This is a genomic window from Streptomyces luomodiensis (assembly GCF_031679605.1).
Lineage (GTDB): Bacteria > Actinomycetota > Actinomycetes > Streptomycetales > Streptomycetaceae > Streptomyces > Streptomyces luomodiensis.
Genome location: NZ_CP117522.1, coordinates 5,605,211 through 5,631,190, shown reverse-complemented (window position 1 = coordinate 5,631,190; position 25,980 = coordinate 5,605,211). Strand labels below are relative to the sequence as shown.

24 protein-coding genes, 4 tRNA genes and 1 pseudogene are annotated in these 25,980 nt (G+C 69.8%); 7 read left to right on the top strand and 22 right to left on the bottom strand.

Annotated elements, in window-relative coordinates:
- Nucleotides 1-22: 22 nt before the first annotated feature.
- The 9 genes from rpoB to PS467_RS23770 form a co-directional block, all read right to left on the bottom strand.
- Nucleotides 23-3,505, bottom strand: coding sequence for a DNA-directed RNA polymerase subunit beta (gene rpoB, locus PS467_RS23810; RefSeq protein WP_268973697.1), 3,483 nt, complete (start codon nucleotides 3,503-3,505; stop codon nucleotides 23-25).
- A 586-nt stretch (nucleotides 3,506-4,091) separates the two neighbouring features.
- Nucleotides 4,092-4,481 (bottom strand): 50S ribosomal protein L7/L12, encoded by a 390-nt coding sequence (gene rplL / locus PS467_RS23805; protein ID WP_030835056.1) that lies wholly within the window; start codon nucleotides 4,479-4,481, stop codon nucleotides 4,092-4,094.
- 84 nt (nucleotides 4,482-4,565) lie between these two features.
- Nucleotides 4,566-5,129: a 50S ribosomal protein L10 gene (gene rplJ, locus PS467_RS23800; RefSeq protein ID WP_311036944.1), complete on the bottom strand. Its 564-nt coding sequence runs from the start codon at nucleotides 5,127-5,129 to the stop codon at nucleotides 4,566-4,568.
- 277 nt (nucleotides 5,130-5,406) lie between these two features.
- Nucleotides 5,407-6,294 carry an SCO4651 family lipoprotein gene (locus PS467_RS23795; protein ID WP_498076484.1) on the bottom strand — a complete coding sequence of 296 codons (888 nt, stop codon included), beginning with the start codon at nucleotides 6,292-6,294 and terminating at the stop codon, nucleotides 5,407-5,409.
- 148 nt (nucleotides 6,295-6,442) lie between these two features.
- Nucleotides 6,443-7,162 carry a 50S ribosomal protein L1 gene (gene rplA, locus PS467_RS23790; RefSeq protein WP_060951289.1) on the bottom strand — a complete coding sequence of 240 codons (720 nt, stop codon included), beginning with the start codon at nucleotides 7,160-7,162 and terminating at the stop codon, nucleotides 6,443-6,445.
- A 95-nt stretch (nucleotides 7,163-7,257) separates the two neighbouring features.
- Nucleotides 7,258-7,692, bottom strand: coding sequence for a 50S ribosomal protein L11 (gene rplK / locus PS467_RS23785; protein WP_044571693.1), 435 nt, complete (start codon nucleotides 7,690-7,692; stop codon nucleotides 7,258-7,260).
- Between the two features lie 164 nt (nucleotides 7,693-7,856).
- Nucleotides 7,857-8,690 (bottom strand): transcription termination/antitermination protein NusG, encoded by an 834-nt coding sequence (gene nusG, locus PS467_RS23780; RefSeq protein WP_268973691.1) that lies wholly within the window; start codon nucleotides 8,688-8,690, stop codon nucleotides 7,857-7,859.
- A gap of 83 nt (nucleotides 8,691-8,773) precedes the next feature.
- On the bottom strand, nucleotides 8,774-9,064 hold the full coding sequence (gene secE / locus PS467_RS23775; protein WP_268973690.1) for a preprotein translocase subunit SecE: 291 nt from the start codon (nucleotides 9,062-9,064) through the stop codon (nucleotides 8,774-8,776).
- A gap of 107 nt (nucleotides 9,065-9,171) precedes the next feature.
- A tRNA-Trp gene (locus PS467_RS23770) sits at nucleotides 9,172-9,244 on the bottom strand.
- Between the two features lie 181 nt (nucleotides 9,245-9,425).
- Between PS467_RS23770 and PS467_RS23765 the strand changes: the two genes are divergently transcribed.
- Nucleotides 9,426-10,664: a pyridoxal phosphate-dependent aminotransferase gene (locus PS467_RS23765; RefSeq protein ID WP_311036942.1), complete on the top strand. Its 1,239-nt coding sequence runs from the start codon at nucleotides 9,426-9,428 to the stop codon at nucleotides 10,662-10,664.
- Nucleotides 10,665-10,809: 145 nt separating this feature from the next.
- Nucleotides 10,810-11,841: an adenosine deaminase gene (locus PS467_RS23760; protein ID WP_311036941.1), complete on the top strand. Its 1,032-nt coding sequence runs from the start codon at nucleotides 10,810-10,812 to the stop codon at nucleotides 11,839-11,841.
- A 17-nt stretch (nucleotides 11,842-11,858) separates the two neighbouring features.
- Here the strand turns inward: PS467_RS23760 and PS467_RS23755 are convergent, their stop codons facing one another.
- The 6 genes from PS467_RS23755 to PS467_RS23730 all read right to left on the bottom strand — a co-directional run bounded on the left by PS467_RS23755 (nucleotide 11,859) and on the right by PS467_RS23730 (nucleotide 14,542).
- The gene (locus tag PS467_RS23755; protein WP_311036940.1) at nucleotides 11,859-12,914 is read right to left on the bottom strand and encodes a UDP-N-acetylmuramate dehydrogenase; all 1,056 of its coding nucleotides are present in this window, start codon (nucleotides 12,912-12,914) and stop codon (nucleotides 11,859-11,861) included.
- A 185-nt stretch (nucleotides 12,915-13,099) separates the two neighbouring features.
- Complete coding sequence (locus tag PS467_RS23750; RefSeq protein WP_311036939.1) at nucleotides 13,100-13,534, bottom strand: MaoC/PaaZ C-terminal domain-containing protein; 435 nt, start codon at nucleotides 13,532-13,534, stop codon at nucleotides 13,100-13,102.
- Nucleotides 13,531-14,001: a MaoC family dehydratase N-terminal domain-containing protein gene (locus PS467_RS23745; RefSeq protein ID WP_268973685.1), complete on the bottom strand. Its 471-nt coding sequence runs from the start codon at nucleotides 13,999-14,001 to the stop codon at nucleotides 13,531-13,533. The genes PS467_RS23750 and PS467_RS23745 overlap by 4 nt, the downstream gene beginning before the upstream one ends.
- Before the next feature lie 84 nt (nucleotides 14,002-14,085).
- Nucleotides 14,086-14,250 carry a 50S ribosomal protein L33 gene (gene rpmG / locus PS467_RS23740; protein ID WP_009715907.1) on the bottom strand — a complete coding sequence of 55 codons (165 nt, stop codon included), beginning with the start codon at nucleotides 14,248-14,250 and terminating at the stop codon, nucleotides 14,086-14,088.
- Between the two features lie 87 nt (nucleotides 14,251-14,337).
- Nucleotides 14,338-14,410: transfer RNA gene (locus tag PS467_RS23735), tRNA-Met, on the bottom strand.
- A gap of 59 nt (nucleotides 14,411-14,469) precedes the next feature.
- A tRNA-Thr gene (locus PS467_RS23730) sits at nucleotides 14,470-14,542 on the bottom strand.
- Between the two features lie 369 nt (nucleotides 14,543-14,911).
- Here PS467_RS23730 and PS467_RS23725 point away from each other — a divergent pair.
- Both PS467_RS23725 and PS467_RS23720 read left to right on the top strand, forming a co-directional pair.
- Entirely contained in the window at nucleotides 14,912-16,198 is a 1,287-nt protein-coding gene (locus tag PS467_RS23725; protein ID WP_311036938.1) for an amidohydrolase family protein, read from the top strand.
- A 24-nt stretch (nucleotides 16,199-16,222) separates the two neighbouring features.
- Entirely contained in the window at nucleotides 16,223-16,888 is a 666-nt protein-coding gene (locus tag PS467_RS23720; RefSeq protein ID WP_311036937.1) for an NAD(P)H-binding protein, read from the top strand.
- Between the two features lie 384 nt (nucleotides 16,889-17,272).
- Here the strand turns inward: PS467_RS23720 and PS467_RS23715 are convergent, their stop codons facing one another.
- Nucleotides 17,273-18,121, bottom strand: a complete 849-nt coding sequence (locus PS467_RS23715; protein ID WP_311036936.1) for a DUF1206 domain-containing protein — start codon at nucleotides 18,119-18,121, stop codon at nucleotides 17,273-17,275.
- Between the two features lie 173 nt (nucleotides 18,122-18,294).
- On the opposite strand from PS467_RS23715, the gene PS467_RS23710 reads away from it, so the two are divergent.
- Nucleotides 18,295-19,560, top strand: coding sequence for an amidohydrolase family protein (locus PS467_RS23710; RefSeq protein ID WP_311036935.1), 1,266 nt, complete (start codon nucleotides 18,295-18,297; stop codon nucleotides 19,558-19,560).
- Here PS467_RS23710 and PS467_RS23705 read toward each other — a convergent pair.
- Nucleotides 19,557-19,985 (bottom strand): MscL family protein, encoded by a 429-nt coding sequence (locus tag PS467_RS23705; protein ID WP_311036934.1) that lies wholly within the window; start codon nucleotides 19,983-19,985, stop codon nucleotides 19,557-19,559. The two genes, PS467_RS23710 and PS467_RS23705, sit on opposite strands and share 4 nt — an antisense overlap.
- A 211-nt stretch (nucleotides 19,986-20,196) precedes the next feature.
- On the opposite strand from PS467_RS23705, the pseudogene PS467_RS23700 reads away from it, so the two are divergent.
- Nucleotides 20,197-20,391, top strand: a pseudogene (locus tag PS467_RS23700) (site-specific integrase); the annotation flags it as partial.
- A 160-nt stretch (nucleotides 20,392-20,551) separates the two neighbouring features.
- Here PS467_RS23700 and PS467_RS23695 read toward each other — a convergent pair.
- Nucleotides 20,552-20,633 (bottom strand) — tRNA-Tyr (locus PS467_RS23695).
- Nucleotides 20,634-20,822: 189 nt separating this feature from the next.
- Here PS467_RS23695 and PS467_RS23690 point away from each other — a divergent pair.
- A complete protein-coding gene (locus PS467_RS23690; protein WP_064458488.1) occupies nucleotides 20,823-21,311 on the top strand; it encodes a YajQ family cyclic di-GMP-binding protein in 489 nt (162 codons plus the stop codon).
- A 100-nt stretch (nucleotides 21,312-21,411) separates the two neighbouring features.
- Here PS467_RS23690 and PS467_RS23685 read toward each other — a convergent pair whose 3' ends face one another.
- The 4 genes from PS467_RS23685 to PS467_RS23670 all read right to left on the bottom strand — a co-directional run bounded on the left by PS467_RS23685 (nucleotide 21,412) and on the right by PS467_RS23670 (nucleotide 25,980).
- Nucleotides 21,412-21,804 (bottom strand): YccF domain-containing protein, encoded by a 393-nt coding sequence (locus PS467_RS23685; protein ID WP_311036933.1) that lies wholly within the window; start codon nucleotides 21,802-21,804, stop codon nucleotides 21,412-21,414.
- Nucleotides 21,801-22,667 carry a zinc metalloprotease HtpX gene (htpX, locus tag PS467_RS23680; RefSeq protein ID WP_268973675.1) on the bottom strand — a complete coding sequence of 289 codons (867 nt, stop codon included), beginning with the start codon at nucleotides 22,665-22,667 and terminating at the stop codon, nucleotides 21,801-21,803. Before htpX ends, PS467_RS23685 begins: the two co-directional genes overlap by 4 nt.
- Before the next feature lie 167 nt (nucleotides 22,668-22,834).
- Nucleotides 22,835-24,394 carry an NADH-quinone oxidoreductase subunit N gene (locus PS467_RS23675; protein WP_311036932.1) on the bottom strand — a complete coding sequence of 520 codons (1,560 nt, stop codon included), beginning with the start codon at nucleotides 24,392-24,394 and terminating at the stop codon, nucleotides 22,835-22,837.
- Nucleotides 24,391-25,980 carry a complex I subunit 4 family protein gene (locus tag PS467_RS23670; RefSeq protein WP_311036931.1) on the bottom strand — a complete coding sequence of 530 codons (1,590 nt, stop codon included), beginning with the start codon at nucleotides 25,978-25,980 and terminating at the stop codon, nucleotides 24,391-24,393. Before PS467_RS23670 ends, PS467_RS23675 begins: the two co-directional genes overlap by 4 nt.

Here is a 25,980-nt window from a genome sequence, read left to right as displayed (position 1 = left end):
CGAACCGCCCCGGCCAGACCCGTCAGACCTCTTCGACGCTGGTCGGCTCGCGCCGGGACAGGTCGATACCGAGCTCTTCCGCAGCGCGGAAGACGTCCTCGTCGGTGTCGCGCATCTCGATGGACATGCCGTCGGACGACAGCACCTCCACGTTGAGGCACAGGGACTGCATCTCCTTGATGAGCACCTTGAAGGACTCGGGGATGCCGGGCTCGGGGATGTTCTCGCCCTTGACGATGGCCTCGTAGACCTTCACGCGGCCGGTGACATCGTCGGACTTGATGGTCAGCAGCTCCTGGAGGGCGTACGCGGCGCCATAGGCCTCCAGCGCCCACACCTCCATCTCACCGAAGCGCTGGCCACCGAACTGAGCCTTACCACCCAGCGGCTGCTGGGTGATCATCGAGTACGGACCGGTGGACCGGGCGTGCAGCTTGTCGTCCACCAGGTGGTGCAGCTTGAGGATGTACATGTAGCCGACGGAGATCGGGTCCGGGAACGGCTCGCCGGAGCGGCCGTCGAAGAGCCGGGCCTTGCCCGAGGGCAGCACCATGCGCTCACCGTCGCGGTTCGGCACGGTGTGCTCGAACAGGCCGGCCAGCTCGTCCTCACGGGCGCCGTCGAAGACCGGGGTGGCGACGTTGGTGCCGGGCTGGACCTCGTCCGCGCCGATCGACTTCAGCCGCTTCATCCAGTCCTCGTCGCCCTCGACCTTCCAGCCCTGGGAGGCCAGCCAGCCGAGGTGGATCTCCAGGACCTGTCCCGGGTTCATTCGGGACGGGACGCCCAGGGGGTTGAGGATGATGTCGACCGGGGTGCCGTCCTCCAGGAACGGCATGTCCTCGACCGGCAGGATCTTGGAGATGACGCCCTTGTTGCCGTGGCGGCCGGCGAGCTTGTCACCGTCGGTGATCTTGCGCTTCTGCGCCACGTAGACGCGGACCAGCTGGTTCACGCCCGGCGGCAGCTCGTCGCCCTCCTCGCGGTCGAAGACGCGCACGCCGATGACCTTGCCGGTCTCGCCGTGCGGCACCTTCAGCGAGGTGTCACGGACCTCACGGGCCTTCTCACCGAAGATCGCCCGCAGCAGGCGCTCCTCCGGCGTCAGCTCGGTCTCACCCTTCGGGGTGACCTTGCCGCACAGGATGTCGCCGTCACGGACCTCGGCGCCGATGCGGATGATGCCGCGCTCGTCGAGGTCGGCCAGGACCTCCTCGGAGACGTTCGGGATGTCCCGGGTGATCTCCTCGGGGCCGAGCTTGGTGTCGCGGGCGTCGACCTCGTGCTCCTCGATGTGGATCGAGGAGAGGACGTCGTCCTGCACCAGACGCTGGCTGAGGATGATCGCGTCCTCGTAGTTGTGGCCCTCCCACGGCATGAACGCCACCAGCAGGTTCTTGCCGAGCGCCATCTCGCCGTCCTCGGTGGACGGGCCGTCGGCCAGCACCTGGCCGGCGATCACCCGGGCGCCCTCGTCCACGACGACCTTCTGGTTGAAGGAGGTGCCCTGGTTGGAGCGGGAGAACTTGGCCACCCGGTAGGTGGTGTAGGTGCCGTCGTCGTTGGCCACCGTCACGTAGTCGGCGGAGACCTCCTGGACGACACCGTCCTTCTCGGCCTTGATGACATCGCCGGCGTCGACCGCGCAGCGGTACTCCATACCGGTACCGACCAGCGGCGACTCCGCCTTGATCAGCGGCACGGCCTGACGCATCATGTTCGAGCCCATGAGCGCGCGGTTGGCGTCGTCGTGCTCGAGGAACGGGATCATGGCGGTCGCGACCGACACCATCTGGCGCGGCGAGACGTCCATGTAGTCGACCTCGGAGCCGGGCACGTAGTCGACCTCACCGCCACGGCGGCGGACCAGGACGCGGTTCTCGGCGTAGGTGTTGTCCTCGGCCAGCGGCGCGTTCGCCTGGGCGATGACGAAGCGGTCCTCCTCGTCGGCGGTGAGGAAGTCCACCTGGTCGGTGACCACACCGTCGACGACCTTGCGGTACGGGGTCTCCACGAAGCCGAACGCGTTGACCCGGCCGTAGGAGGCGAGCGAACCGATCAGACCGATGTTCGGGCCTTCCGGGGTCTCGATCGGGCACATCCGGCCGTAGTGGGACGGGTGCACGTCACGGACCTCGAAGCCCGCCCGCTCACGGCTCAGACCACCCGGGCCCAGCGCCGACAGGCGGCGCTTGTGGGTCAGACCCGACAGCGGGTTGGTCTGGTCCATGAACTGGGACAGCTGGCTGGTGCCGAAGAACTCCTTGATGGAGGCGACGACCGGCCGGATGTTGATCAGGGTCTGCGGCGTGATCGCCTCGACGTCCTGCGTGGTCATGCGCTCGCGGACGACGCGCTCCATACGGGCCAGACCGGTACGGACCTGGTTCTGGATGAGCTCGCCGACGTTGCGCAGGCGACGGTTGCCGAAGTGGTCGATGTCATCGGTCTCGACCACGATCGTCTGGCCGTTCTCGCTGACCGTCTCGGTCTCGCCGGCGTGCAGCTTGACCAGGTACTTGATGGTCGCGATGACGTCCTCGGTGGTCAGCACGCCGGCGTCCAGCGGCTGGTCGGCACCGAGCTTCTTGTTGACCTTGTAGCGGCCGACCTTGGCCAGGTCGTAGCGCTTGGGGTTGAAGTAGAGGTTCTCCAGCAGCGTCTGCGCGGCCTCGCGGGTCGGCGGCTCGCCCGGACGCAGCTTGCGGTAGATGTCGAGCAGCGCGTCGTCCTGGCCCTGGGTGTGGTCCTTCTCCAGGGTGGCGCGCATGGACTCGTACTCGCCGAACTCCTCGAGGATCTGCTCGGTGGTCCAGCCGAGCGCCTTGAGCAGGACGGTCACGGACTGCTTGCGCTTGCGGTCGATGCGGACACCGACCATGTCGCGCTTGTCGATCTCCATCTCCAGCCAGGCACCCCGGGACGGGATGATCTTGGCCGAGAAGATGTCCTTGTCGGACGTCTTGTCGATGGTGGAGTCGAAGTAGACACCGGGAGACCGGACCAGCTGCGAGACGACGACACGCTCGGTGCCGTTGATGCAGAAGGTGCCCTTCGGGGTCATGAGCGGGAAGTCGCCCATGAAGACCGTCTGGGACTTGATCTCACCGGTCTCGTTGTTGGTGAACTCGGCCGTGACGAAGAGCGGAGCCGCGTACGTGAAGTCGCGCTCCTTGCACTCGTCGATCGAGTTCTTCGGCGGCTCGAAACGGTGATCACGGAAAGTCAGGGACATCGACCCGGAGAAGTCCTCGATCGGGGAGATCTCCTCGAAGATCTCTTCCAGACCGGACTTGGTGGGGACGTCCTGACCGCTGTCCAGCGCAGCCTCGACGCGAGCCTTCCACGCGGCATTGCCGAGCAGCCAATCGAAGCTCTCGGTCTGCAGCGCGAGGAGGTTCGGAACCTCGAGAGGCTCCTTGATCTTCGCAAAGGAGATGCGCAGCGGGGCGGTGCTGGCGCCATTGTTCGTATTGGCAGTCGAGGCGTTGCGCGAGGCGGCCAAGAGGGGGTCCTTCCGAGGGCTCGGACTCACTACGCGCGTACCGGTCCCACCGCGAGCTCATGGATGAAATCCCTGGTCAGGGTGTTTCCATCGGTAGTGCTCGGAGGTGGGCATGCCCCTGGTGACGGGCAGGGAGCAGCTAACAGGCAGCGCAAAGGGTCAGTGTAGCCACTTGGCACACTGATGTCCAGCGCCGAGTTTCTGAGACCGGCAGCGCCAATCTCTCCCTCCGGTGAGGGGGCGCGCCCCTCGTTGTCTTCACCCGCCCTGACGGCAGTCCACGCGCTCGATGCGCATATCGATACTGCCCACTTCGCCGACGATCCATGCCTCGGACTTCCGGATCGATGTGACGTCGCGTCCTGAGAATTGCGCGCTGCGTGCCGTTCGTCAAGGCCCCCCACTCCGGCGAGATCGTCACAGGGCGTGGCGACGGGCAACGAAGATCACCATACCTCCACAAGCCCGTAAGGCAATGTAGCCCTCCCGGAAGCACCGAAGGGCGACCACCCGAACGGGTGATCGCCCTTGGCGTGAACCGGCCGCGCCGCCGCGCCCTATCGGCGTGTGACGGCGGGCCGAGAGATCACTTGACCTCGACGGAGGCGCCGGCGCCCTTGAGGGACTCGGCGGCCTTGTCGGCCTGCTCCTTGTTGACCTTCTCGAGGACCGGCTTCGGGGTGCCGTCGACGAGGTCCTTGGCCTCCTTCAGACCCAGGGAGGTCAGCTCACGCACGACCTTAATGACCTGGATCTTCTTGTCGCCGGCGCCGGTGAGGATGACGTCGAACTCGTCCTTCTCCTCCTCGGCCGGGGCAGCGGCGCCCGGGGCACCCGGAGCGGCGGCGACGACGGCGGCCGGGGCGGCGGCGGTGACGTCGAACTTCTCCTCGAACGCCTTCACGAACTCGGAGAGCTCGATGAGGGTCATCTCCTCGAACTGCGCGAGCAGGTCTTCCTGGCTGAGCTTCGCCATGATGGCGGTCCTTCCACTAATTCGGCAGGTGGTGCCGGATGTACATGTCGGCGGGCTTCCGGGCCCGCTGCGACCGGGGCCTGATTACTCGGCGGCCTCGGCCTCGGCGGGAGCCGGGGATTCGGCACCGCCCTGCTCGGCCTGCTTCTGCCGGAGCGCCTCGGCGGTCCGGACGAGCTTGGACAGCGGGGCCTGGAAGAGCGCGGCAGCCTGGGACTGCTTGGCCTTCATCGCACCCGCCAGCTTGGCGAGCAGCACCTCACGGGACTCGAGGTCCGCGAGCTTCTTGATCTCGTCGGCGGACAGCGCCTTGCCCTCAAGGACACCGCCCTTGATGACGAGAGCGGGGTTCTCCTTGGCGAAGTCACGGAGACCCTTCGCCGCCTCGACCGGGTCACCGGTCACGAAGGCGACGGCCGACGAACCCGAGAACAGGTCGTCGAGCTGGTTGATCCCGGCCTCGTTGGCCGCGATCTTGGTCAGCGTGTTCTTCACCACACGGTACTGAGCGTTCTCACCGAGCGAACGGCGCAGCTCCTTGAGCTGCGCCACGGTGAGACCGGTGTACGCGGTCACGACAGCCGCGTTGGAGCTGCGGAACTTCTCCCGCATCTCGTCGACGGCTGCGACCTTGTCAGGACTCGCCATGAGCCTCGGCCTCCTTCCGGGTGATGAGGACCGCTTCGGCCTGAAGGAAGGAGACTGAGACAACGCGAAAACGCCCCGGCGCAGGCGCTCGGGGCGTAACTCGACCGGCACGGACCCACGGCCCGTTCGGGAGTGCAACCACAGTCACCTACGCAGGTCGCCCGCAGCTAGCGGATCCTTCAGCCACCGGATCCCCGTTCGGGAATGCGGCGACAACCAGCGGTCTTTGGCTTCTGTAGAAGCGTACGCGAACGAGCCGCGGCCAGGCAAATCGGCGCTACTGCTGGAGCATGTCCTGGAAGTCCACGGTGTCCGAGGAGGACGGCTCCTCGACCGTCACGGAGGTGCCGTAGTCCGTGTAGTAGACCGTGGAGTCATAGGCGCCGTTGTTGCTCTCCGCCTGCTCACGCTTCTTGACCAGCAGGTTCTGGTCGTCGACCCACAGGTCGATGGTCTCGGTGTCCATACCGGAGGACTCCAGCTGCTTCTGCAGGGCGTCCAGGTCCGACTGGCTCAGCTCCTTGGACTGCATCTTGGCGATCTCGGAGACGTTGACCGTGCCCGTGTAGTGCGTGGCCTTGACGCCCTTCACGTCCTCGGTGCCCACGCTCTTGACCTTGCCGGTGGCCAGCAGCAGCTCCACCGAGCGCGACGGGTTGTTGTTCTGCATCTGGTCCTTCAGGAAGGCGCCCGAGGGGCCCGCCTTCTCGGCCAGCACGTCGTAGTCGTACTTCACCCAGTGCTTGCCGCCGCCCGCCTGCGCGGCGAACTCGTCGCCCATGTTCAGGTACATCGCGTCCGGCGTGTAGCGGGCGTCCATCGGCTTGCCCTCGATCGGGGAGGAGGCGACCGCACCACCGCTCTGGGTGATGGACATGTTGGCCCGGATGCCGTTGGCCCAGTCCATCGAGCCGGACATCTGCGAGTTCTGCTCGCCCATCTTGGTGGTGCCCTCGACCTTGGCCGAGTTCTTCTTGTCCGTCTGCTGCGAGGCCAGCTTGAGCGCCGCCAGCGGGCTCATACCGGACTGGCCGCTCTTGTCGCTCGCCTTGTCGCTCGCCTTGTCGTCACCGGACTTCTCGCTCCCGCACGCGGTGAGGCCGACCATCAGAACGACACTTCCGGCAGCTATGGCCCAGCGCACACCGACATGAGTACCGCGCACGGTTCCCCCTAGTTTTTATTTCTCTTTTACGTGTAGATCGAACTTTAGCGGAGGGGGCGGACAACGGAACGCGCCGGGCCCCCGGATCTTCGACGAGATCCGGGGGCCCGGCGGTTGCACACCGTGGTGCGCTGGGTCAGGGGCGGCCTCAGACGGCCTCTTCCTCGACCAGCAGGTTGCGGGTGCGGTTGGCGTCCAGCGGGATGCCGGGGCCCATCGTGGTGGTCAGGGTCGCCTTCTTGATGTAGCGGCCCTTCGCGGCGGACGGCTTGAGACGGTTGATCTCCTCCAGCGCCGCGGCGTAGTTCTCCACCAGCTGCGCCTCGTCGAACGAGACCTTGCCGATGATGAAGTGCAGGTTGGCGTGCTTGTCGACGCGGAACTCGATCTTGCCGCCCTTGATGTCCGTGACGGCCTTGGCCACGTCCGGGGTGACGGTGCCGGTCTTCGGGTTCGGCATCAGACCACGCGGACCGAGCACCCGGCCCAGACGGCCGACCTTGCCCATGAGGTCCGGGGTGGCGACGACGGCGTCGAAGTCCAGACGGCCCTTGGACACCTCGTCGATGAGCTCGTCGGAGCCGACGATGTCGGCGCCGGCGGCCTCCGCGGCCGCAGCACGGTCACCGGTCGCGAAGACCAGGACCCGGGCGGTCTTACCGGTGCCGTGCGGCAGGTTCACGGTGCCGCGGACCATCTGGTCGGCCTTGCGCGGGTCGACGCCCAGGCGCATGGCGACCTCGACGGTCGCGTCGAACTTGCTCGTGGAGGTGTCCTTCGCGAGACGGACGGCCTCGAGCGGGGCGTAGGCGCGCTCCCGGTCGATCTTGGCGTCCGCAGCGCGGAGGGTCTTGCTGCGCTTGCTCACTGTGGCTCCTGATGTCTGTGGAGTTCGTGGTCCGGGCCAGCGCTTGGCCCTGCCACACGTGACTGCGGGGGCTTACGGCCCTCGCGGTGGAGGTGTCAGCCCTCGACCGTGATGCCCATGGAACGGGCGGTGCCGGCGATGATCTTCTCGGCGGCGTCCAGGTCGTTGGCGTTCAGGTCGGGCATCTTGGTGGTGGCGATCTCACGCACCTGGTCGCGGCTGATCTTGGCGACCTTGGTCTTGTGCGGCTCGCCGGAGCCCTTCTCCACGCCCGCGGCCTTGAGGATCAGCTTGGCGGCCGGCGGGGTCTTGGTCACGAAGGTGAAGGAGCGGTCCTCGTAGACCGTGATCTCCACCGGCACGACCATGCCACGCTGCGACTCGGTCGCGGCGTTGTAGGCCTTGCAGAACTCCATGATGTTGACGCCGTGCTGACCCAGCGCGGGGCCGACCGGCGGGGCCGGGTTCGCGGCGCCGGCCTGGATCTGGAGCTTGATCAGCCCCGTGACCTTCTTCTTCTTGGGAGGCATGCTCTCTCCGGGTCCTAGTGAGAGGTTGTTCGCCCCCGAACCGGATCATCCGGATGGAGGCATACCGCACAACGATAACGGGTATAGCTGTGCGCCTTAAAACCGAGCAGGTCAGACCGGCCGCGAAAGCCCGTCTGACCTGTTCGGAAGTCTCGTGGAAGGTCTCAGTTCTTCTGGATCTGGTCGAAGCTCAGCTCGACCGGGGTCTCGCGACCGAAGATCTCCACAAGGCCCTTGACCTTCTTCGAGTCGGCGTTGATCTCGTTGATCGTCGCCTGAAGGGTCGCGAACGGGCCGTCGGTGACCGTGACCGAGTCGCCGACCTCGAAGTCCAGCACCTGGACCTCGACCTTGCGGCTCGGCGCCGGCACGCCGCTCTCCTCGGCGGCGGCCTTGGCCGCCTTCTCCTCGGCCTCGGGGGCGAGCATCTTGACGATCTCGTCCAGGGTCAGCGGGTACGGGTCGTACGCGTTGCCCACGAAGCCGGTGACGCCCGGGGTGTTCCGGACCACACCCCACGACTCGTTCGTCAGGTCCATGCGGACGAGCACATAGCCCGGCAGCTTGTTCTGCCGGACGTTCTTGCGCTCGCCGTTCTTGATCTGGACGATCTCTTCCTCGGGGACCTCGGCCTGGTAGATGAAGTCCTCGACGTTCAGCGAGACGGCACGCTGCTCCAGGTTGGCCTTCACGCGCTTCTCATAGCCCGCGTAGGTGTGGATCACGTACCACTCGCCGGGCAGCCCGCGCAGCTCCTCGCGGAGCGCCTCGACCGGGTCGACCTCGGCCTCGACCGCGTCGTCCGCTTCCGCCGCGGGGGCCTCATCGGCCTCGGCGGTGTCCTCGTCCTCGACGTGGACCGCCGCCTCCTCGGCCGGCGCGCCCGCCTCGGCGTCGGCCGCTTCAGCCTGGTCGGAGTCCGCCGCCTCGACGATGTCGAGCTCGTCCTCACGGGACTCGACGGGCTCGGCGGCGTCGTTCAGGTTCGGGTCAGACACTGTGGCTGCTTCTTCCTGGCTTCAAAGGGGTGGAACGTGCGAAAGAGGCGACGCCGGGACAGCGGCCGCCTTTCGCGGGGGTCTCAGCCAAAGACGTACTTGATGGCGTTGTTGAACCCATAGTCAATCACGGTCACGATGCCGATCATGATCACGACGAAGACGATCACCACACTGGTGTACGTCGACAGCTGGCCACGCGTGGGCCAGACGACCTTCCGCAGCTCAGCGATGATCTGGCGGTAGAAAAGCGCGAGCCGGCCGAAGGGCCCCTTCTTGGCGCGCTTACCACCACGGCGACCCCGCTTGGTCGCCACTTCGTCCTCGGGACGACCGCTCTCAGGCGTTGCGGTGGAGCCAAGGGCTTCCGTCACTCGTCCTCACCTGAATCCGGGTCGTGGCCGTGCCGCGTCCGGCCCGGCCGCACTGCGGTGCTTGTCCTTGCGTACGCATGCACGCACCCTGATCAACGTGCGTGTAGCAGGGCCGGAGGGACTTGAACCCCCAACCGCTGGTTTTGGAGACCAGTGCTCTACCAATTGAGCTACGACCCTTTGCGGCACTCCCAACCTACCGCATACACCCGGCTGCACGGAGTGTGCGGTCGGATGCGGCTGTTGATCGGCCAACGACGGATGAGTGTACGTGCTTGACGGCCAGGCGTCGAACGAGAAGCGCGCGAAGTCTCCGCAAACCCGTGTGCCACCCATTTCGCCCGTCTGCGACGATGCATTTATGACCGCTGCTACTCCCCCAGTACAGTCCCCGACCGACCGGCGGGTGTCGGCCCGGATCGGCTCGATCTCCGAGTCCGCGACCCTCGCCGTCGACGCCAAGGCCAAGGCCCTCAAGGCCGCGGGCCGTCCGGTGATCGGCTTCGGCGCCGGTGAGCCCGACTTCCCCACGCCCGACTACGTCGTCGAGGCCGCGGTGGCGGCCTGCCGCGACCCGAAGTACCACCGCTACACCCCGGCCGGCGGGCTGCCCGAGCTCAAGGCGGCGATCGCCGCGAAGACGCTGCGCGACAGCGGGTACGAGGTCGAGGCGGCCCAGGTCCTGGTGACCAACGGCGGCAAGCAGGCGATCTACGAGGCGTTCGCCGCGATCCTCGACCCGGGCGACGAGGTCATCGTCCCGGCGCCCTACTGGACCACCTACCCGGAGTCGATCCGGCTGGCCGGCGGTGTCCCGGTGGAGGTCGTCGCCGACGAGACGACCGGCTACCGCGTCTCCGTCGAGCAGCTGGAGGCGGCCCGCACCAAGAACACCAAGGTGCTGCTCTTCGTCTCCCCCTCGAACCCCACCGGCGCGGTCTACAGCCGTGCCCAGATCGAGGAGATCGGCCGCTGGGCCGCCGAGCACGGGCTGTGGGTGCTCACCGACGAGATCTACGAGCACCTGGTCTACGGCGACGCCCAGTTCCACTCGCTGCCGGTCGTGGTGCCCGAGCTGCGCGACAAGTGCATCGTGGTCAACGGCGTCGCCAAGACGTACGCGATGACCGGCTGGCGGGTGGGCTGGGTCATCGGCCCCAAGGACGTCATCAAGGCCGCGACCAACCTCCAGTCGCACGCCACCTCGAATGTGAGCAATGTCGCTCAGGTCGCCGCGCTGGCCGCCGTGTCGGGCGACCTGGACGCCGTGGCCGCGATGCGTGAGGCGTTCGACCGCCGCCGCCGCACCATCGTGCGGATGCTGAACGAGATCGACGGCGTCGAGTGCCCGGAGCCGGAGGGCGCGTTCTACGCCTACCCGTCGGTCAAGGGGCTGCTCGGCAAGGAGATCCGCGGCAAGCGGCCGCGGACCAGCGTCGAGCTGGCGGAGCTGATCCTGGAGGAGGCCGAGGTCGCGGTGGTGCCGGGTGAGGCGTTCGGCACCCCGGGCTATCTGCGGCTGTCCTACGCGCTGGGCGACGAGGACCTCACCGAGGGCGTCTCCCGGCTGCAGAAGCTGCTGGGCGAGGCGCGCGCGTAAGCCGCGCACCCCGCCGCGTGCGGTTGAGAGCGCACGGAGGAACGGGCCGGAATCCGCGGGGCGGGTCCGGCCCGTTCCTCATGGGCACCCCCCCCGTTCGGGGAAAGCGGTACCAGCGGGTCCGGTCGTACGGCAGTATCTGCAGATGGCACGCGATGTACATCTGCTCCCCAAAGCGCATCTGCATCTTCACTTCACCGGCTCCATGCGCCCCGGCACCCTCCTCGAACTCGCCGACAAGTACGGCGTCCACCTGCCCGAGGCACTGAGCGGCGGCGAGCCGCCGAAGCTGCGCGCCACCGATGAGCGCGGCTGGTTCCGCTTCCAGCGGCTGTACGACATCGCGCGGTCCTGTCTGCGGGACGCCGACGACATCCGGCGGCTGGTGCGCGAGGCGGCCCAGGAGGACGTGCGGGACGGGGCCCAGTGGCTGGAGATCCAGGTCGACCCCACCTCGTACGCCCCGCGCCTGGGCGGGCTGATTCCGGCCATGGAGATCATCCTGGACGCGGTCGAGAGCGCCTCGGCGGACACCGGTCTGGGGATCAGGGTGCTGGTCGCCGCGAACCGTATGAAGCACCCCCTGGAGGCGCGCACCCTCGCCCGGCTCGCGGTGCGCTACGCGGACCGCGGGGTCGTCGGCTTCGGCCTGTCCAACGACGAGCGGCGCGGCTTCGCCCGCGACTTCGACCGGGCCTTCGCCATCGCCCGGGACGGCGGGCTGCTGGCGGCGCCGCACGGCGGTGAGCTGTCGGGCCCCAGCAGCGTGCGGGACTGCCTGGACGACCTCGGCGCGGTCCGGGTCGGCCACGGGGTGCGCGCGGCGGAGGACCCGCGGCTGCTCGCCCGGCTCGCCGAGCGCCAGGTGACCTGCGAGGTCTGCCCGGCGTCCAACGTGGCGCTCGGGGTCTACGAGAAGCCGGAGGACGTCCCGCTGCGCACGCTGTACGACGCGGGGGTGCCGATGGCGCTCGGGGCGGACGACCCGCTGCTGTTCGGCTCACGGCTGGCGGCGCAGTACGAGCTGGCGCGCAAGCACCACGGCTTCACCGACGCCGAGCTGGCCGAGCTGGCGCGGCAGTCGGTGCGTGGTTCGGCCGCGCCGGAGGAGGTCAGGCAGCGGCTGCTGACGGGGATCGACGACTGGCTGGCGGACGGAGGGCAAACCGTCGCGTGATGGTTCGCCCCTGTGTCTCAGAGGCTGACGCCGACCGTCACCGGCTCGTTGACGAGGGTCACCCCAAAGGCGTCCTCGACCCCGGCCACCACCTCGCGGGCCAGGGCCAGCAGGTCCTCGGTCGTGGCCTCGCCCCGGTTGGTGAGGGCGAGCGTGTGCTTGGTGGAGATGCGGGCCGGGCCGGTGCCGTAGCCCTTGGTGAAGCCCGCCTTGTCGATCAGCCAGGCCGCGGAGGTCTTGATCAGACCGTCGCCCGCCGGGAAGGCGGGCGGCGCGGTGTCCGGGCCCAGGCGTTCGGCGGCGCGGGCGAGGAAGGCGGCGTAGGCGTCCTCGGTGAGCACCGGGTTGGTGAAGAACGACCCCGCGGACCAGGTGTCGTGGTCCTCGGGGTCGAGCACCATGCCCTTGCCCGCGCGCAGGCCCAGGACCGTCTCGCGGGCGACGGCGGCCGGCACCCGGTCCCCCACCTCGACGCCGAGGACCCGCGCGGTCTCGGCGTACCGGACGGGTGCGGAGAGCCCGCCGGCGTCCTCCAGTTCGAAGCGGACCCGGAGCACCACATGGCGGTCGGGGTCGGCCTTGAAGCGGCTGTGGCGGTAGGAGAAGGCGCAGTCGGCGTTGGGGATCGTGACGACCTGGTCGGCGCGGCGGTCGTAGGCGATCACCTCGGTGATCGTGGCGGCGACCTCCTGGCCGTAGGCACCGACGTTCTGTATCGGCGTCGCCCCGGCGGAACCGGGGATTCCGGCGAGGCATTCGATCCCCGCGAGCCCCGCCCGGACCGTACGGGCCACGGCATCCGACCAGCTCTCGCCCGCGGCGAGCTCCAGGCGGGTGCCGTCGAGGGTGAAGCCGCTGGTCGCGATGTGCAGGGCGGTGCCGTCGAAGCCCTTGTCGGCGATGACCAGATTGCTGCCGCCGCCGATCACCAGCAGCGGGGTGCCGGCCGCGTCGGCCTCCCGGACCGCGGCGATGACCTCGTCGTCGGTGGTGGCCGTGATCAGCCGGTTGGCCGGGCCGCCGAGGCGGAAGGTGGTGAGGGGCGCGAGGGGGGCGTCGTGGAGTTCCTGCACGCGCTCAAGAGTACGGGGGCGCCCCCTGGGGTCCTGGGGGTGGCCGCCCCCGGTGTGGGGGCCGGGGCCGGCGGGCGGGCGTGGGCCCGTAAGGGGCTCGGACGGGCTTCACACGCCTTCACACGGCTTCACCCGCGGTGGCGTGCTCTCGCCCGCCCTGGGGCCGCCGGGGCGCCTTCCAGGGCTCAGGCGAGCCGTACCACGGCGCGGGCCCGGCCCAGCACCTTCTGGCCGGCGCTGGTGGCCGTGATGTCGAGGCGCACCGTACGGGCCTCGTCGTCCAGCTTGGCGGCGACCTTGGCGCCGATCTCGACGACCGCGCCCTTGTCGTCGTTGGGGACGACGACCGGCCTGGTGAAACGGACGCCGTACTCGACGAGGGCGCCGGGGTCGCCGGCCCAGTCGCTGACCACCCGGGCCGCCTCGGCCATGGTGTAGGCGCCGTGCGCGATGACGTCGGGGAGGCCGACCTCCTTGGCGAATTTCTCGTTCCAGTGGATCGGGTTGAAGTCGCCCGAGGCACCCGCGTACCGCACGAGGTCGGCGCGGTTCACCCGGAACTCGCGCACCGGCACCTCGGTGCCGACCTCCACGGAGTCATACGAGATCTTGGCCGTCATCTGCTCTCCTCCACCTCTGCGTCGGCGGCGCGGGCCACCAGCGTCGTGAACGACGTCGCCACATGATCACCCGACTCGTCGTGGACCTCGCCGCGCACGGACAAGATGTCATTGCCGGCCAGCGACTTGATCGAGTCGATGGTCGAGGTGACCGTCAGCCGGTCCCCCGCGCGGACCGGGCGGGTGTACTCGAACCGCTGATCGCCGTGGACCACCCGGCTGTAGTCCAGCCCGAGCTGCGGGTCCTCGATGACCTGCTTCCCGGCCGCCTTGAAGGTGATCGTGAAAACGAAGGTCGGCGGGGCGATCACGTCGGGGTAGCCCAGGGCCCGAGCCGCCTCGGGGTCGGTGTGGACGGGATTGGTGTCGCCGAGGGATTCGGCGAATTCCCGGATCTTCTCCCGGCCGACCTCGTACGGGGCGGTGGGCGGGTAGCTCCGTCCCACGAAGGACTGGTCGAGCGCCATCGGCGCGCACCTCCTGCGATTGGATGACCAACGAAACGAGGCCGCCCCCCGCGATTGGGGGCGGCCTCGAATCAGAGCTTATTGCTATCGCGTCTCACGGTGCGCGGTGTGCGCGTTGCAACGCGGGCAGTGCTTCTTGATCTCAAGACGATCCGGGTCGTTGCGCCGGTTCTTCTTGGTGATGTAGTTCCGCTCCTTGCACTCCACGCAGGCCAGCGTGATCTTCGGGCGGACGTCGGTGGCAGCCACGTGAGTGCTCCTTGACGAACGGACTAGGGGATTAACGCAGAAAGAGTAGCCGATCGAAGGACCGACCCCACAATCGGCTACTGTCAGTAGCGGTGACCGGACTTGAACCGGTGACACAGCGATTATGAGCCGCTTGCTCTACCGACTGAGCTACACCGCTGTGATGCGAGTGACTCCCCGCTCGACCAGCGTAGCCGAACGGGAAACCTCACACATCAGAGCCCCAATACGGAATCGAACCGTAGACCTTCTCCTTACCATGGAGACGCTCTGCCGACTGAGCTATTGGGGCGAGCGATGAAGACATTACACGCTCGGCCGCCGAAGGTGAAATCCGTATCGGGCCGCCGTCACCCTGGACTCATGCACCACACCGGTACGACTATTCGGCTCCTCCGCGAAGCCGCCCAGACCGCGCCCTAGGCTTCGGTTCGCACCGCGTGATCTTGGCTGCGCACGTGTCCGGGCGTGTCCGGCGCGTTGCCCGTTCGGGCACCCGGCGTGTCCCGTGGCGCCATGGCGTGACCCGTGGCGCCATGGCGTGACCCGTGGCGTCCTGGCGTGTCCCGTGGCGCTCTGGCGTCACCGCCACCGCCCTCGTCACGCACCCGTCGCGCGCGCCCGTGCGCCCCGCGTACGCCCTGCGAATCCCAGGAGTGCGATGCCCGAGAGCCAGCAGCAACCGCAGCAACCGCAACAGCCGCCCAGGAACGACGGCGCGGACCCCGAACCCACCGCCCTGGTGCTCGGTGGCGCCCGGCTCGCCGACGGACGCACCGTGGACGTCCGGCTCAGCGGCGGGCGGATCGAGGCCGTGGGCACGGCGGGCAGCCTCGTCCCCGGCACCCGGCTGGACCTCGGCGGCTATCTGCTGCTCCCCGCCCCCGCCGAGCCCCACGCCCACTGCGACACCGCCCTTACGGCCGACATGTCCGGCCCGGTCCCCAACGCCCCCGAGGACATCCAGCGCCGCGCCGTCGAGGCCGCCCTGCTCCAGCTCGGCCACGGGGCGACGGCGCTGCGTACCCACGTCCGCGTCGGCGGGGTGCACGGGCTGCGCTCCCTGGAGGCGGTCCTGGAGGCCGGCCGGACCCTGCGCGGGCTCACGGAGCTGAGCGCGGTGGCGGTGCCCCGGGTGCTGACCGGCACCGCCGGGGCGGACGGTCTGGCGGTGCTGCGCGACGCGGTGGGAATGGGCGCGCCGGTCATCGGCGGCTGCCCGGACCTCGACCCGGACCCGACCGGCCACGCCGAGGCCGTCCTCGACTTCGCCGCCCGGCACGGCTGCGCCGTCGACCTGCACACGGACGGTGACGACCCGGCCCGCCTCGCCCGGCTCGCGGCGATGGCCGGGGGCTTGCGGCCGGGCGTCACCATCGGCCCCTGCGGCGGGCTGTCCCGGCTGCCCGTGGATGTGGCGGGGCGGATCGCGGAGCGGCTGGCGGCGGCCGGGGTGACCGTTGTCTGCCTCCCGCAGGGCGACTGCGCCGGACTGGAGCACCAGGGCGTGCGGGGAGCGCGCGGCTGTCCCTGCGCGCCGGTGCGGCTGCTGCGCGCGGCGGGCGTCCGGGTGGCCGCGGGCAGCGGGGCGCTGCGGGACGCGGTCAACCCGGTGGGCCGGGGCGATCCCCTGGAGGCCGCCTTTCTGCTGGCGTCCCGGAACGGGCTGCGGCCGGAGGAGGCGTACGAGGCGGTGTGCGGGCGGGCACGGGCCGCGATGGGGCTGGCCGAGGTGCGGGTGGAGGCCGGGTTCCCGGCGGAGCTGCTCGCGGTGCGCGGGGACGGCCTCGCGGGGGTGCTCTCGCTCGCGTACAGCAGGGTCGTGGTGCACCGGGGCCGGGTGGTGGCCCGTACGAGCGCGGTGCGCGAGTACTGCGACTCGGCCGGCGCGGCGGCCCTGGACCTGCCCCGGCAGGCGCGGCCGCAGAGCGGCGGCGAGCAACCGTAGGGCGCACGGCGTACGGTCGGGATCATGCGTATTGTCATCGCTGGTGGACATGGACAGATCGCGCTGCGGCTGGAGCGGCTGCTCACCGCGCGCGGAGACGAGGTCGCGGGCATCATCCGCAAGCCGGAACAGGCGGGCGACCTGCTGGCGTCGGGCACCGAACCAGTGGTCTGCGACCTCGAGACCGCCTCGGTGGAGGACGTGGTCAAGCACCTGGAGGGCGCGGACGCGGCGGTCTTCGCGGCCGGCGCGGGCCCCGGCAGCGGTGCCGCCCGTAAGGACACCGTCGACCACCGGTCCGCTGTGCTCTTCGCGGACGCGGCCGAGCGGGCCGGGGCCCGGCGGTTCCTGATCGTCTCCTCGATGGGCACGTCCCAGGAGCCGCCCCCCGGCACCGACCCGGTCTTCGCCGCCTACCTGCGCGCCAAGGCCGCGGCGGATGACGACATCCGCGCCCGGGACGGCCTCGACTGGACCGTGCTGCGTCCGGGCGTGCTGACGAACGACCCGGGCACGGGCCGGGTGAAGCTGGCCGAACACACGGGCCGGGCCGAGGTCACCCGCGACGACGTGGCAGCGACCCTGGTCGCCCTCCTGGACGAGCCCCGCACGGCGCGCCGCACGCTGGAACTGATCAACGGCGACACGCCGGTGACGGAGGCGGCGCGGACGATCGCCGAGCAGAGCTGAGCCTCACGTCACCCCCGTCGGCCGCCGATGCCTCCGGTTCCGCCTCGGCCCCGGGTTCGGCCGCCGGTGCCTCCCGATCCGCATCGGCTTCGGGTTCGGCCGCCCGTGCCTCCCGGCCCGCATCGGTTTCGGGTTCGGCCGTCGGTGCCTCCCGATCCGCATCGGTCCCTGGTTCGGCCGTCGGTGCCTCCGGTTCCGCATCGGTCCCGGGTCCGGCCGCCGGTGCCTCCCCGTCCGCATCGGTCCCTGGTTCGGCCGCCGCCCCGGCGCCACCGGAAGCCCACTCCGCCATTCGGGCGGGTCGGGCCCGGTGGTCGGGCCGCCGTTCTCGGCGATCGTCGCGTCTGGCGGCCGGTTCCGGCGGATCGGTTCCGGCGGATCGGGTCAGACCCTGCGCCAGCGGGCCATGGCGAAGGAGAAGACTCCGAAGAGCGCGAGTCCGAGCGCCACCGCGACCAGCAGCCAGGGGCCCGCCGCCATCGCGGCGAAGGTGCGCAGGGTGTCGTCGATGCCCTTGGCCTTGTCCGGGTCGTAGCGCCGGGCGGCCGAGAGCGCGAAGCCACCCGCCACCGCGAACACGGCCCCGCGGGCCACCCCGCCGCAGACCCCCAGCGCCTCCACGGTCCGCCGCGTCCGCGGGGACATCGCGCCCGTCTTGAGGTGCTTGCGGAAGCCGCGCCGGATCGCCCGTACCGCGATCCACACCCCGGCCACGGCCACCACTGTCCCGCCGGCGGCGACCAGCCACCGCCCGTACGGCAGGTCGAGCGCCCGTGCCGTCACGTCCTGTGACTGCCGGTCGCTGGAGCCGCTGCCCTCCTCGCCGACGGCGAAGGAGAGCACGGAGTAGGCGACGACGCCGTAGAAGACCGCGAGGGCCGCTCCCGCCAGCCGCTTGCGTGCCGTGGTCCCGCCCGGCCCCGTGGCCCCGAAGGCCGCCTCGGACAGCCGCCACAGCGCCATGCAGACGAGCCCGACACCGACCGCCCAGACCAGCGCCGCGCCGAACGGCTGCTGGGCGAGGACCTGGAGCGCCCCGCCCCGGTCGGCCTGCTCACCGCGGTCGCCGAAGGCGATGCGCAGCGCCAGGAGGCCGATGAGCAGGTAGAGCGCTCCCCGGGTGGCCAGCCCCCAGCGGGCCGCCGCCTCGATGGCCCGGCCGCCCGCTTGACGCGAGGTGCGTGTGCGTCGCGTTGCCGAGCCCAGTCCGCGTGCGATCGACGATGCGTTCACCGTTTCCTCCCCGGTTGTCGCACATCGTTTGCCCTGGACGTACATACGGAAACGGGGCGTATGGAAACGGGACTTTCCCTTGTTGGTTGCGGCGATCCGCCCTACTCTGCCGCCTGAATCTGATGACCCGTCAGGTGAACTGACCGACGCGAGGGGACCGGGGAGATGGCGAGATGACCGGCGAGACGAACGGCGCGACCGAGCTGCCCCTGGTCATCAGCGTCGATGACCATGTGATCGAGCCCGCGCACCTCTTCCGGACCTGGCTCCCGGCCAAGTACCGGGACCGCGGACCCAAGCCCCTCACGGCCGGGATCGGCGAACTGGCCTACATCGGCGGCAAGTACAGGTTCACCACCGACCCGGACGGCCAGCTGACCGACTGGTGGCAGTACGAGGGCGACCTCTTCCCGTACAAGCGGATCATCGCCGCCGTCGGCTTCTCCCGCGACGAGATGACCCTCGACGGCATCACCCGCGAGCAGATGCGCCGCGGCTGCTGGGACCCCAAGGCCCGGCTCGCCGACATGGACCTGAACCACGTCGAGGCATCGCTGTGCTTCCCGACCTTCCCCCGCTTCTGCGGCCAGACCTTCGCGGAGGCGAAGGACAAGGAGGTCGGCCTGGCGTGCGTCCGCGCGTACAACGACTGGATGGTGGAGGAGTGGTGCGGCGACAGCGGCGGCCGCCTCGTCCCGCTGTGCCTGATCCCCCTGTGGGACGTCGACCTCGCCGTCCAGGAGATCCGCCGCAACGCCGCCCGCGGCGTCCGCGCGGTGACCTTCAGCGAGATCCCCACCTACCTCGGGCTGCCCAGCATCCACAGCGGCTACTGGGACCCCTTCTTCGCCGAGTGCGAGGCCACGGGGACGGTCGTGTGCATGCACATCGGCTCCTCCTCCCAGATGCCCGCCGCCTCCCCCGACGCCCCGCCGGCCGTCCAGGCCTCCTTGAGCTTCAACAACGCCATGGCCTCGATGATGGACTTCCTCTTCAGCGGCGTCCTGGTCTCCTTCCCGCGCCTCAAGCTCGCCTACGCCGAGGGCCAGATGGGCTGGATTCCCTACGCCCTGGAGCGCGCCGACGACGTCTGGGAGGAGCACCGGGCCTGGGGCGGCGTCCGCGACCTCATCCCCGAGCCGCCGTCCACGTACTACTACCGCCAGATCTTCTGCTGCTTCTTCCGCGACAAGCACGGAGTGGCCTCACTGGACACGGTCGGCGTGGACAACGCCACGTTCGAAACCGACTACCCCCACGTCGACTCGACCTGGCCGCACACCCGCCGCATCGCCGCCGAGCACGTGGCCGGGCTCTCCCCCGAGACCACGTACAAGATCCTGCGGGGCAACGCGATCCGGATGCTGGAGCTGGACCTCGACCGGCCCGGCCGGTCCATACCCGGCCAGTCCACGCCCGGCCGGTCCATGCCCGGCTAGGCCGTGCGCGGCTGCTCCGAACCGCAGTAACGGCACCTGCGCGCCGCCTCGGGGACGTCCTCGGCGAGGCATTCCGGGCAGGTCTTCACCGGGCCCGGCGCCCCGAAGGCCGTGACGCCCCGGCGGGCCTGGGTGTACTTGTACGGCACGACGATCAGGAAGTAGATGACGGCCATGAAGATGACGAAATAGATCAGGGCGCCGATGAACGACCCGATGTTGATGTAGGTCGTGTTGTTCCCCTGTTGTCCCAGCTGCCAGCCGAGCCCGACCGACTTGCCGCCCTGGAGCCGGGCGATGATCGGGTTGATCACGGAGTCGGTGAACGCCTTGATCAGCGTCGAGAACGCCAGCGCGGTGACCAGGCCGACGGCGACAACGATGACATCACCGCGCATGAGGAAGTTCTTGAAGCCCCTGAGCACGATCCGCCCTCTCTGTCCTGATACGGGGGAATCACCACCCTAGGAGCGGCCTTACGGTGCCCGCCGTGCGCCACGACGGACGGCCGCCCGTACGGCGGCAGGCCCGGTGCGCGCACGAGCGGGCGGGCCCGCACCACCCGCGGGCCCGGAACGTGTGCTCCGGAGCGCCCCGCCCCACGCGTCACCCTGTACGGCTGACGCCGGGGTTCCCCTGGCCGCCCGTCCCTACGACCTGCGTCACGCGTGCGTGTCCCTATGGCTGAACTCTGGGGTGGACCCCATGGAGGTCGCGCGCCGTGCCGGTCACACGGTCGCCGTGCTGCTGAAGGTGTACGCGAAGTGTCTGGACGGCGCCACAGCCATGGCGAACGCCCGGATCGATGAGGCTCTGAAGAACTGGGGATGATCCCCGAGCGTGCCCCACGCATGCCCCACACGCAGTGGTCAGCACGCGAGATCGGGTGAGACACAGTGGGATAGATCGCCTATTCCGGGCGCGATCCTCGCTCGCCGACGAGAACGGCCCCCGGCCGCGTTTTCGCAGCTCGGGGGCCGTTTCCCTGATGTGGCGGCGCCAGGATTCGAACCTGGGTAGGCTAAGCCGACGGATTTACAGTCCGCTCCCATTGGCCACTCGGGCACACCGCCTGGGATGTGGCCAGGTGCCCCGCTCTCGCGGCGCTGCTCCCTGGCAACGACGTAAACAATACCTGATGTCCCGGGGTGCTTCGCCACCCGGTTGATCGCCTCTGGATCATGACCGAGATCGCTAGGCTGGCTGAAGCGGTCCGTTGGGCCGTGCCACTGCCGGATCTACGTACGAGGAGCCAACTCAAGATGGCCGACTCCAGTTTCGACATCGTCTCGAAGGTCGAGCGGCAGGAGGTCGACAACGCTCTCAACCAGGCGAGCCGCGAGATCTCCCAGCGCTACGACTTCAAGAACGTCGGCGCCTCGATCGCCTGGTCGGGCGAGCGGATCGAGATGCGGGCCAACTCCGAGGAGCGGGTCAAGGCGATCCTCGATGTCTTCCAGTCCAAGCTGGTCAAGCGCGGGATCTCGCTGAAGGCCCTGGACGCGGGGGAGCCGCAGGCCTCGGGCAAGGAGTACAAGATCTTCGCCTCGCTCCAGGAGGGGATCTCGCAGGAGAACGCGAAGAAGGTCGCCAAGATCATCCGCGATGAGGGCCCCAAGGGCGTCAAGGCGCAGGTGCAGGGCGATGAGCTGCGGGTGACGTCCAAGAGCCGGGACGACCTGCAGTCCGTGATCGCGCTGATCAAGGGCAAGGACCTCGACTTCGCGGTGCAGTTCGTCAACTACCGGTAGCCCGGTCCGCCGAGTACGGCACGCCGGGGCCCCGGCCCCGGCGGTCGCGTGTGGAGGGGGTCTGTCGCCCGGCCTCGCCCAGGCGGGAAGCGCGGCCCGGTCAGCGGTGGCCGAAGGGCTGGTCGGTGGGGACGATCTCATGGCCGAGGGGGGTCAGGGAGATCGGGATGAGCTTGAAGTTGGCCAGGCCCAGGGGGATGCCGATGATCGTGAGGCAGAGGGCGACGCCGGTGATCAGGTGGCCCAGCGCCAGCCACCAGCCCGCGAGGACGAGCCAGAGGACGTTGCCGACGCACGAGGCCGCTCCGGCGTCGCGGCGGGGGACGGCCATGCGGCCGAAGGGCCAGAGGGTGAAGCCGGCGATGCGCCAGGAGGCGATCCCGAAGGGTATGCCGATGATCGTGATGAAGAGGAGGACCCCGGCGAGGAAGTAGAGGATCGCCAGCCAGAAGCCGGAGAGGATCAGCCAGATCAGGTTGAGCAGGGTTTTCACGGTCGGCGGCCTCCTGCCATCTGTTCGAGGCGGGCGATGCGCTCCCGCATGGGCGGGTGGGTGGAGAAGAGCTTGGCCATGCCCTCACCGGCGCGGAAAGGGTTGGCGATCATCATGTGGCTCGCGGTCTCCAGCCGGGGCTCGGGCGGCAGCGGAAGCTGCTGGGTACCGGTCTCCAGCTTGCGCAGGGCGCTGGCGAGGGCCAGGGGGTCGCCGGTGAGCTGGGCGCCGGAGGCGTCCGCCTCGTACTCGCGGGAGCGGCTCACGGCGAGCTGGATGATGGAGGCCGCGAGCGGGCCGAGAATCATGATCAGCAGCATGCCGAGAAAGCCGGGGCCCTCGTCGTCGTCGGACCGGCCCACCGGGATCAGCCAGGCGAAGTTCACCAGGAACATGACGACGCTGGCGAGCGCGCCCGCGATCGAGGAGATCAGGATGTCGCGGTTGTAGACATGGCTGAGCTCATGGCCGATGACCCCGCGCAGCTCCCGCTCGTCGAGCAGCCGCAGAATGCCGTCGGTGCAGCAGACGGCCGCCTTACGGGGGTTGCGGCCGGTCGCGAAGGCGTTGGGGGCGTCGGTCGGGGAGATGTAGAGCCGGGGCATGGGCTGGCGGGCGGCCGTGGAGAGCTCGCGCACCATGCGGTACAGCTGTGGCGCCTCGAACTCGCTGACGGGGCGGGCGCGCATCGCGCGCAGGGCCAGCTTGTCGCTGTTCCAGTAGGCGTACGCGTTGGTCCCCAGTGCGACGACGACCGCGATGACCAGTCCGGTACGGCCGAAGAGGCTGCCGATGAGGATGATGAGCGCGGACAGTCCCCCGAGGAGTACGGCGGTTTTCAGCCCGTTGTGCCGGCGGTGCACTGTGCGCCCTCCCGATGTGCCGCAGGGAACCCTTCGCCAGGTGTTTCCACCTTCCAGTGGACCCTTCTGAAAAGGTCAACGCCAGGCGAAGGGCACCAGTTCCCTCGTGCACACGGGTGCGGACGTGCGGGGACGCGCTCGGCCTCGGGCGCCCGGCCGCCCGGCGGCTACAGCAGGGTGTCCGAAGCGAACCGCAGAACGAGCTGCGGGGCGCCGGAGAGGGCGATGCCGATGATCGCGGTGAGGCCGATGGCGGCCGTAAGGGGGACGGCGGCCGGGCGGGGGGCGGGGGCCATGGCGGCGGGCGCGGGCTCCGCCTGGGCGGCGGGCTCGGGTGCGCGGAAGAGCACCGCCGTCCACTGGAGGTAGTAGTACAGCGCCACCACCACGTTCAGGGCCATCACCACCGCGAGCCAGCCGAGCCCCGCGTCCACGGCCGCCGAGAAGACGGTCACCTTGGCGAAGAGCCCGATGACGCCCGGGGGCAGCCCGGCCAGGCACAGCAGGAAGAAGCCCAGTGCCAGGGCGGCGGCCGGGCGGGCCGCGTACAGCCCGCGGTAGTCGGTGAGCCGGTTGGCCGGGCTGCTGCGGGCCACCAGGGCGGCCACGGCGAAGGCGCCGAGGTTCACGGCCGCGTACATCAGGGCGTACGCCACGGTGGAGCCGATGGCGCGGGAGGCGTCCCCGGCGGAGTCGGCGTAGCCGGCCGCGGCGATCGGGACCAGCAGATAGCCCGCCTGTGCGACGGAGGACCAGGCGAGCAGGCGTACGGCGCTGAAGGCGCGCTCCGGGCGCTGGCGCAGCGCCGCGGCGTTCCCAGCGGTCATGGTGAGGGCGGCCAGGACCGCCACGGCCGGGCCCCACACATCGGCGTACGAGGGGAAGGCGAGGACGGTCACCAGGATGAGGCCGGAGAAGCCGACCGCCTTACCGACGACGGAAAGGTACGCGGCGACGGGCACGGGCGCGCCGACGTAGGTGTCGGGCACCCAGAAGTGGAACGGCACGGCGGCGGTCTTGAACGCGAAGCCCACCAGGGTGAGCACGACCCCGGTCTGGGCGAGCGTGTCGAGGCGCGGGTCGACGTGGGTGAGGGCGGCGGCGATCCGGGACAGGTGGAGGCTGCCGGTCGCGGCGTAGACGAAGCTGACGCCGAGCAGCATCACGGCGGTCGCGGTGACCGAGGAGAGGAAGAACTTCAGCGCGGCCTCGGAGGAGAGGCGGTCGCCGCGGCGCAGGCCCACGAGGGCGAAGGCCGGGAGCGAGGCCACTTCGAGGGCGATGACCAGGGTGGCCAGATCGCGGGAGGCGGGCAGCAGGGCCGCTCCCGCGGCGGAGGACAGTAGCAGGAACCAGAATTCGCCGGCGGGAAGTTTGAGATCGTCGCAGGCGCTGAAGGACAGCAGCGCGGTGAGCAGGGCCCCGCCGAGCACCAGGAACTGGATGACGAGGGCGAAGGTGTCGGCCGTGTAGCTGCACGCGTGGGCGCCGGTGGTCAGGCAGAAGGTGGAGCGTTCGCCGTCCAGCAGCGGCAGCAGGCTGAGCGCGGCCAGCGCGAGTCCCGCTATCGCCACCCAGCCCAGCAGGGGCTTCCGGCGCTCGGGCAGGAAGAGGTCGGCGACGAGGACGGCGAGGGCGGCCAGGGCCGCGATGGTGGGCGGCGCGACGGCGAGCCAGTCGACGGACTGGACGAGGCTCGTGGCGAGGCCCGAGGCGTGCGGAGTCATCGGTTGCCTCCCGCGAGGAGCTGCTGCACGGCCGGGTCCGTGAGGCCGAGGAGGACCGCGGGCCACAGTCCGGCGAGGACGGTGAGGGCCACCAGGGGGCTCCAGGCGGCGAATTCGTAGCCGTGGACGTCGGCCAGGGCGGGCCGCTCGGCCTCGGTCCCGGTACCGGGCTCGATGGGGTGGTCGCCCATGCAGACGCGCCGTACGACGACGAGCATGTACGCGGCGGTCAGCAGGGTGCCGAAGCCGGCGAGCGCCGTATAGGTGAGGAACGCGGGGCGGCTGAGCCCGTCGGCGGGGTCGAAGGCGCCGAACATGGCGAGCATCTCGCCCCAGAACCCGGCGAGTCCGGGCAGCCCCAGGGAGGCCACGGCGCCGAAGGCGAGCAGCCCGCCGAGGCGTGGCGCCCTGCCGTACAGGGCGGCGCCGCTGGTGCCCGAGAGCTGGTCGAGGTCGGTGGTGCCGGAGCGGTCCTTGAGGGCGCCGACGAGGAAGAAGAGCAGGCCGGTGATCAGGCCGTGGGCGATGTTGGCGAAGAGCGCGCCGTTCACGCCGGTGGGGGTGAGGGTCGCGATGCCCAGCAGCACGAAGCCCATATGGCCGACGGAGGAGTAGGCGATCAGGCGCTTGAGGTCGCCCTTGGCGCCGGTTCGGGCCAGGGCGAGGCAGGCGAGGGAGCCGTAGATGATGCCGACCACGGCGAACGCGGCGAGGTAGGGCGCGTAGGTGTGGGCCGCCTCGGGGGTCATCGGCAGCACGATGCGGACCAGCCCGTAGGTGCCCATCTTCAGCAGCACGCCCGCCAGCAGCACCGAGCCGACGGTGGGGGCGGCGGTGTGGGCGTCGGGCAGCCAGCTGTGCAGCGGCCACATGGGGGCCTTGACGGCGAGTCCGACGAGGATGGCGAGGGCCGCGATCAGCTGGGTGGTGTGGCTGAGCCCGGCGCCTTTGTCGGTGGCGAGTGCCACCATGTCGAAGGTGCCGCCCTTGAGCCCGACGAGGAGGAGGCCAAGCAGCATGACGACGGAGCCGAGCAGCGTGTAGAGGATGAACCGCCAGGCGGCGCGCTCCCGCTCGGCGCCTCCCCACCGGTTGATGAGGAAGTACATCGGGATGAGGACCATCTCGAACGCCAGGAAGAACAGCATCAGGTCCAGCACCGCGAAGCTGGCCAGGGTGCCGGCTTCCAGGAGCAGCAGCAGCGCGACGAACGCCTTGGGGGACGGTCCGGAGGGCCGGTTGAAGTACGCGTAGAGCGCGCTGAGGAAGGTCAGCAGCGCGGTCAGCACCAGCAGCGGCAGCGAGACGCCGTCCACGCCGAGGTGGATGCGGATGTCCAGCGCCGGGATCCAGCCGATGTCCGTCTGGGCCTGCATCCGGGCCGGGTGGTCGTGGTCGAAACCGGCGGCCAGGGCGATGGCGGCGGCGAGCACCGCCCCGGTGACGGTCACGCCGTGGCGCAGGACGGCCTGGTCGGGCCCGCGGCCGCGCAGTCCGGGCGGGGCCGGCAGCAGGGCGGCGACGCTGCCGAGCAGGGGGAGCACGACCACGGCGGCGAGGAGGGCTTGCAGGGCGGTGTGGTTCAC

Excerpts from the sequence above, each read along its gene's own strand:
- rplL (WP_030835056.1), bottom strand. The coding sequence starts at position 4,481 with ATGGCGAAGCTCAGCCAGGAAGACCTGCTCGCGCAGTTCGAGGAGATG.
- rplJ (WP_311036944.1), bottom strand. The coding sequence starts at position 5,129 with ATGGCGAGTCCTGACAAGGTCGCAGCCGTCGACGAGATGCGGGAGAAG.
- rplK (WP_044571693.1), bottom strand. The coding sequence starts at position 7,692 with ATGCCTCCCAAGAAGAAGAAGGTCACGGGGCTGATCAAGCTCCAGATC.
- PS467_RS23765 (WP_311036942.1), top strand. The coding sequence starts at position 9,426 with ATGACCGCTGCTACTCCCCCAGTACAGTCCCCGACCGACCGGCGGGTG.
- PS467_RS23760 (WP_311036941.1), top strand. The coding sequence starts at position 10,810 with ATGGCACGCGATGTACATCTGCTCCCCAAAGCGCATCTGCATCTTCAC.
- PS467_RS23750 (WP_311036939.1), bottom strand. The coding sequence starts at position 13,534 with ATGACGGCCAAGATCTCGTATGACTCCGTGGAGGTCGGCACCGAGGTG.
- PS467_RS23745 (WP_268973685.1), bottom strand. The coding sequence starts at position 14,001 with ATGGCGCTCGACCAGTCCTTCGTGGGACGGAGCTACCCGCCCACCGCC.
- PS467_RS23725 (WP_311036938.1), top strand. The coding sequence starts at position 14,912 with ATGCCCGAGAGCCAGCAGCAACCGCAGCAACCGCAACAGCCGCCCAGG.
- PS467_RS23720 (WP_311036937.1), top strand. The coding sequence starts at position 16,223 with ATGCGTATTGTCATCGCTGGTGGACATGGACAGATCGCGCTGCGGCTG.
- PS467_RS23710 (WP_311036935.1), top strand. The coding sequence starts at position 18,295 with ATGACCGGCGAGACGAACGGCGCGACCGAGCTGCCCCTGGTCATCAGC.
- PS467_RS23690 (WP_064458488.1), top strand. The coding sequence starts at position 20,823 with ATGGCCGACTCCAGTTTCGACATCGTCTCGAAGGTCGAGCGGCAGGAG.
- PS467_RS23675 (WP_311036932.1), bottom strand. The coding sequence starts at position 24,394 with ATGACTCCGCACGCCTCGGGCCTCGCCACGAGCCTCGTCCAGTCCGTC.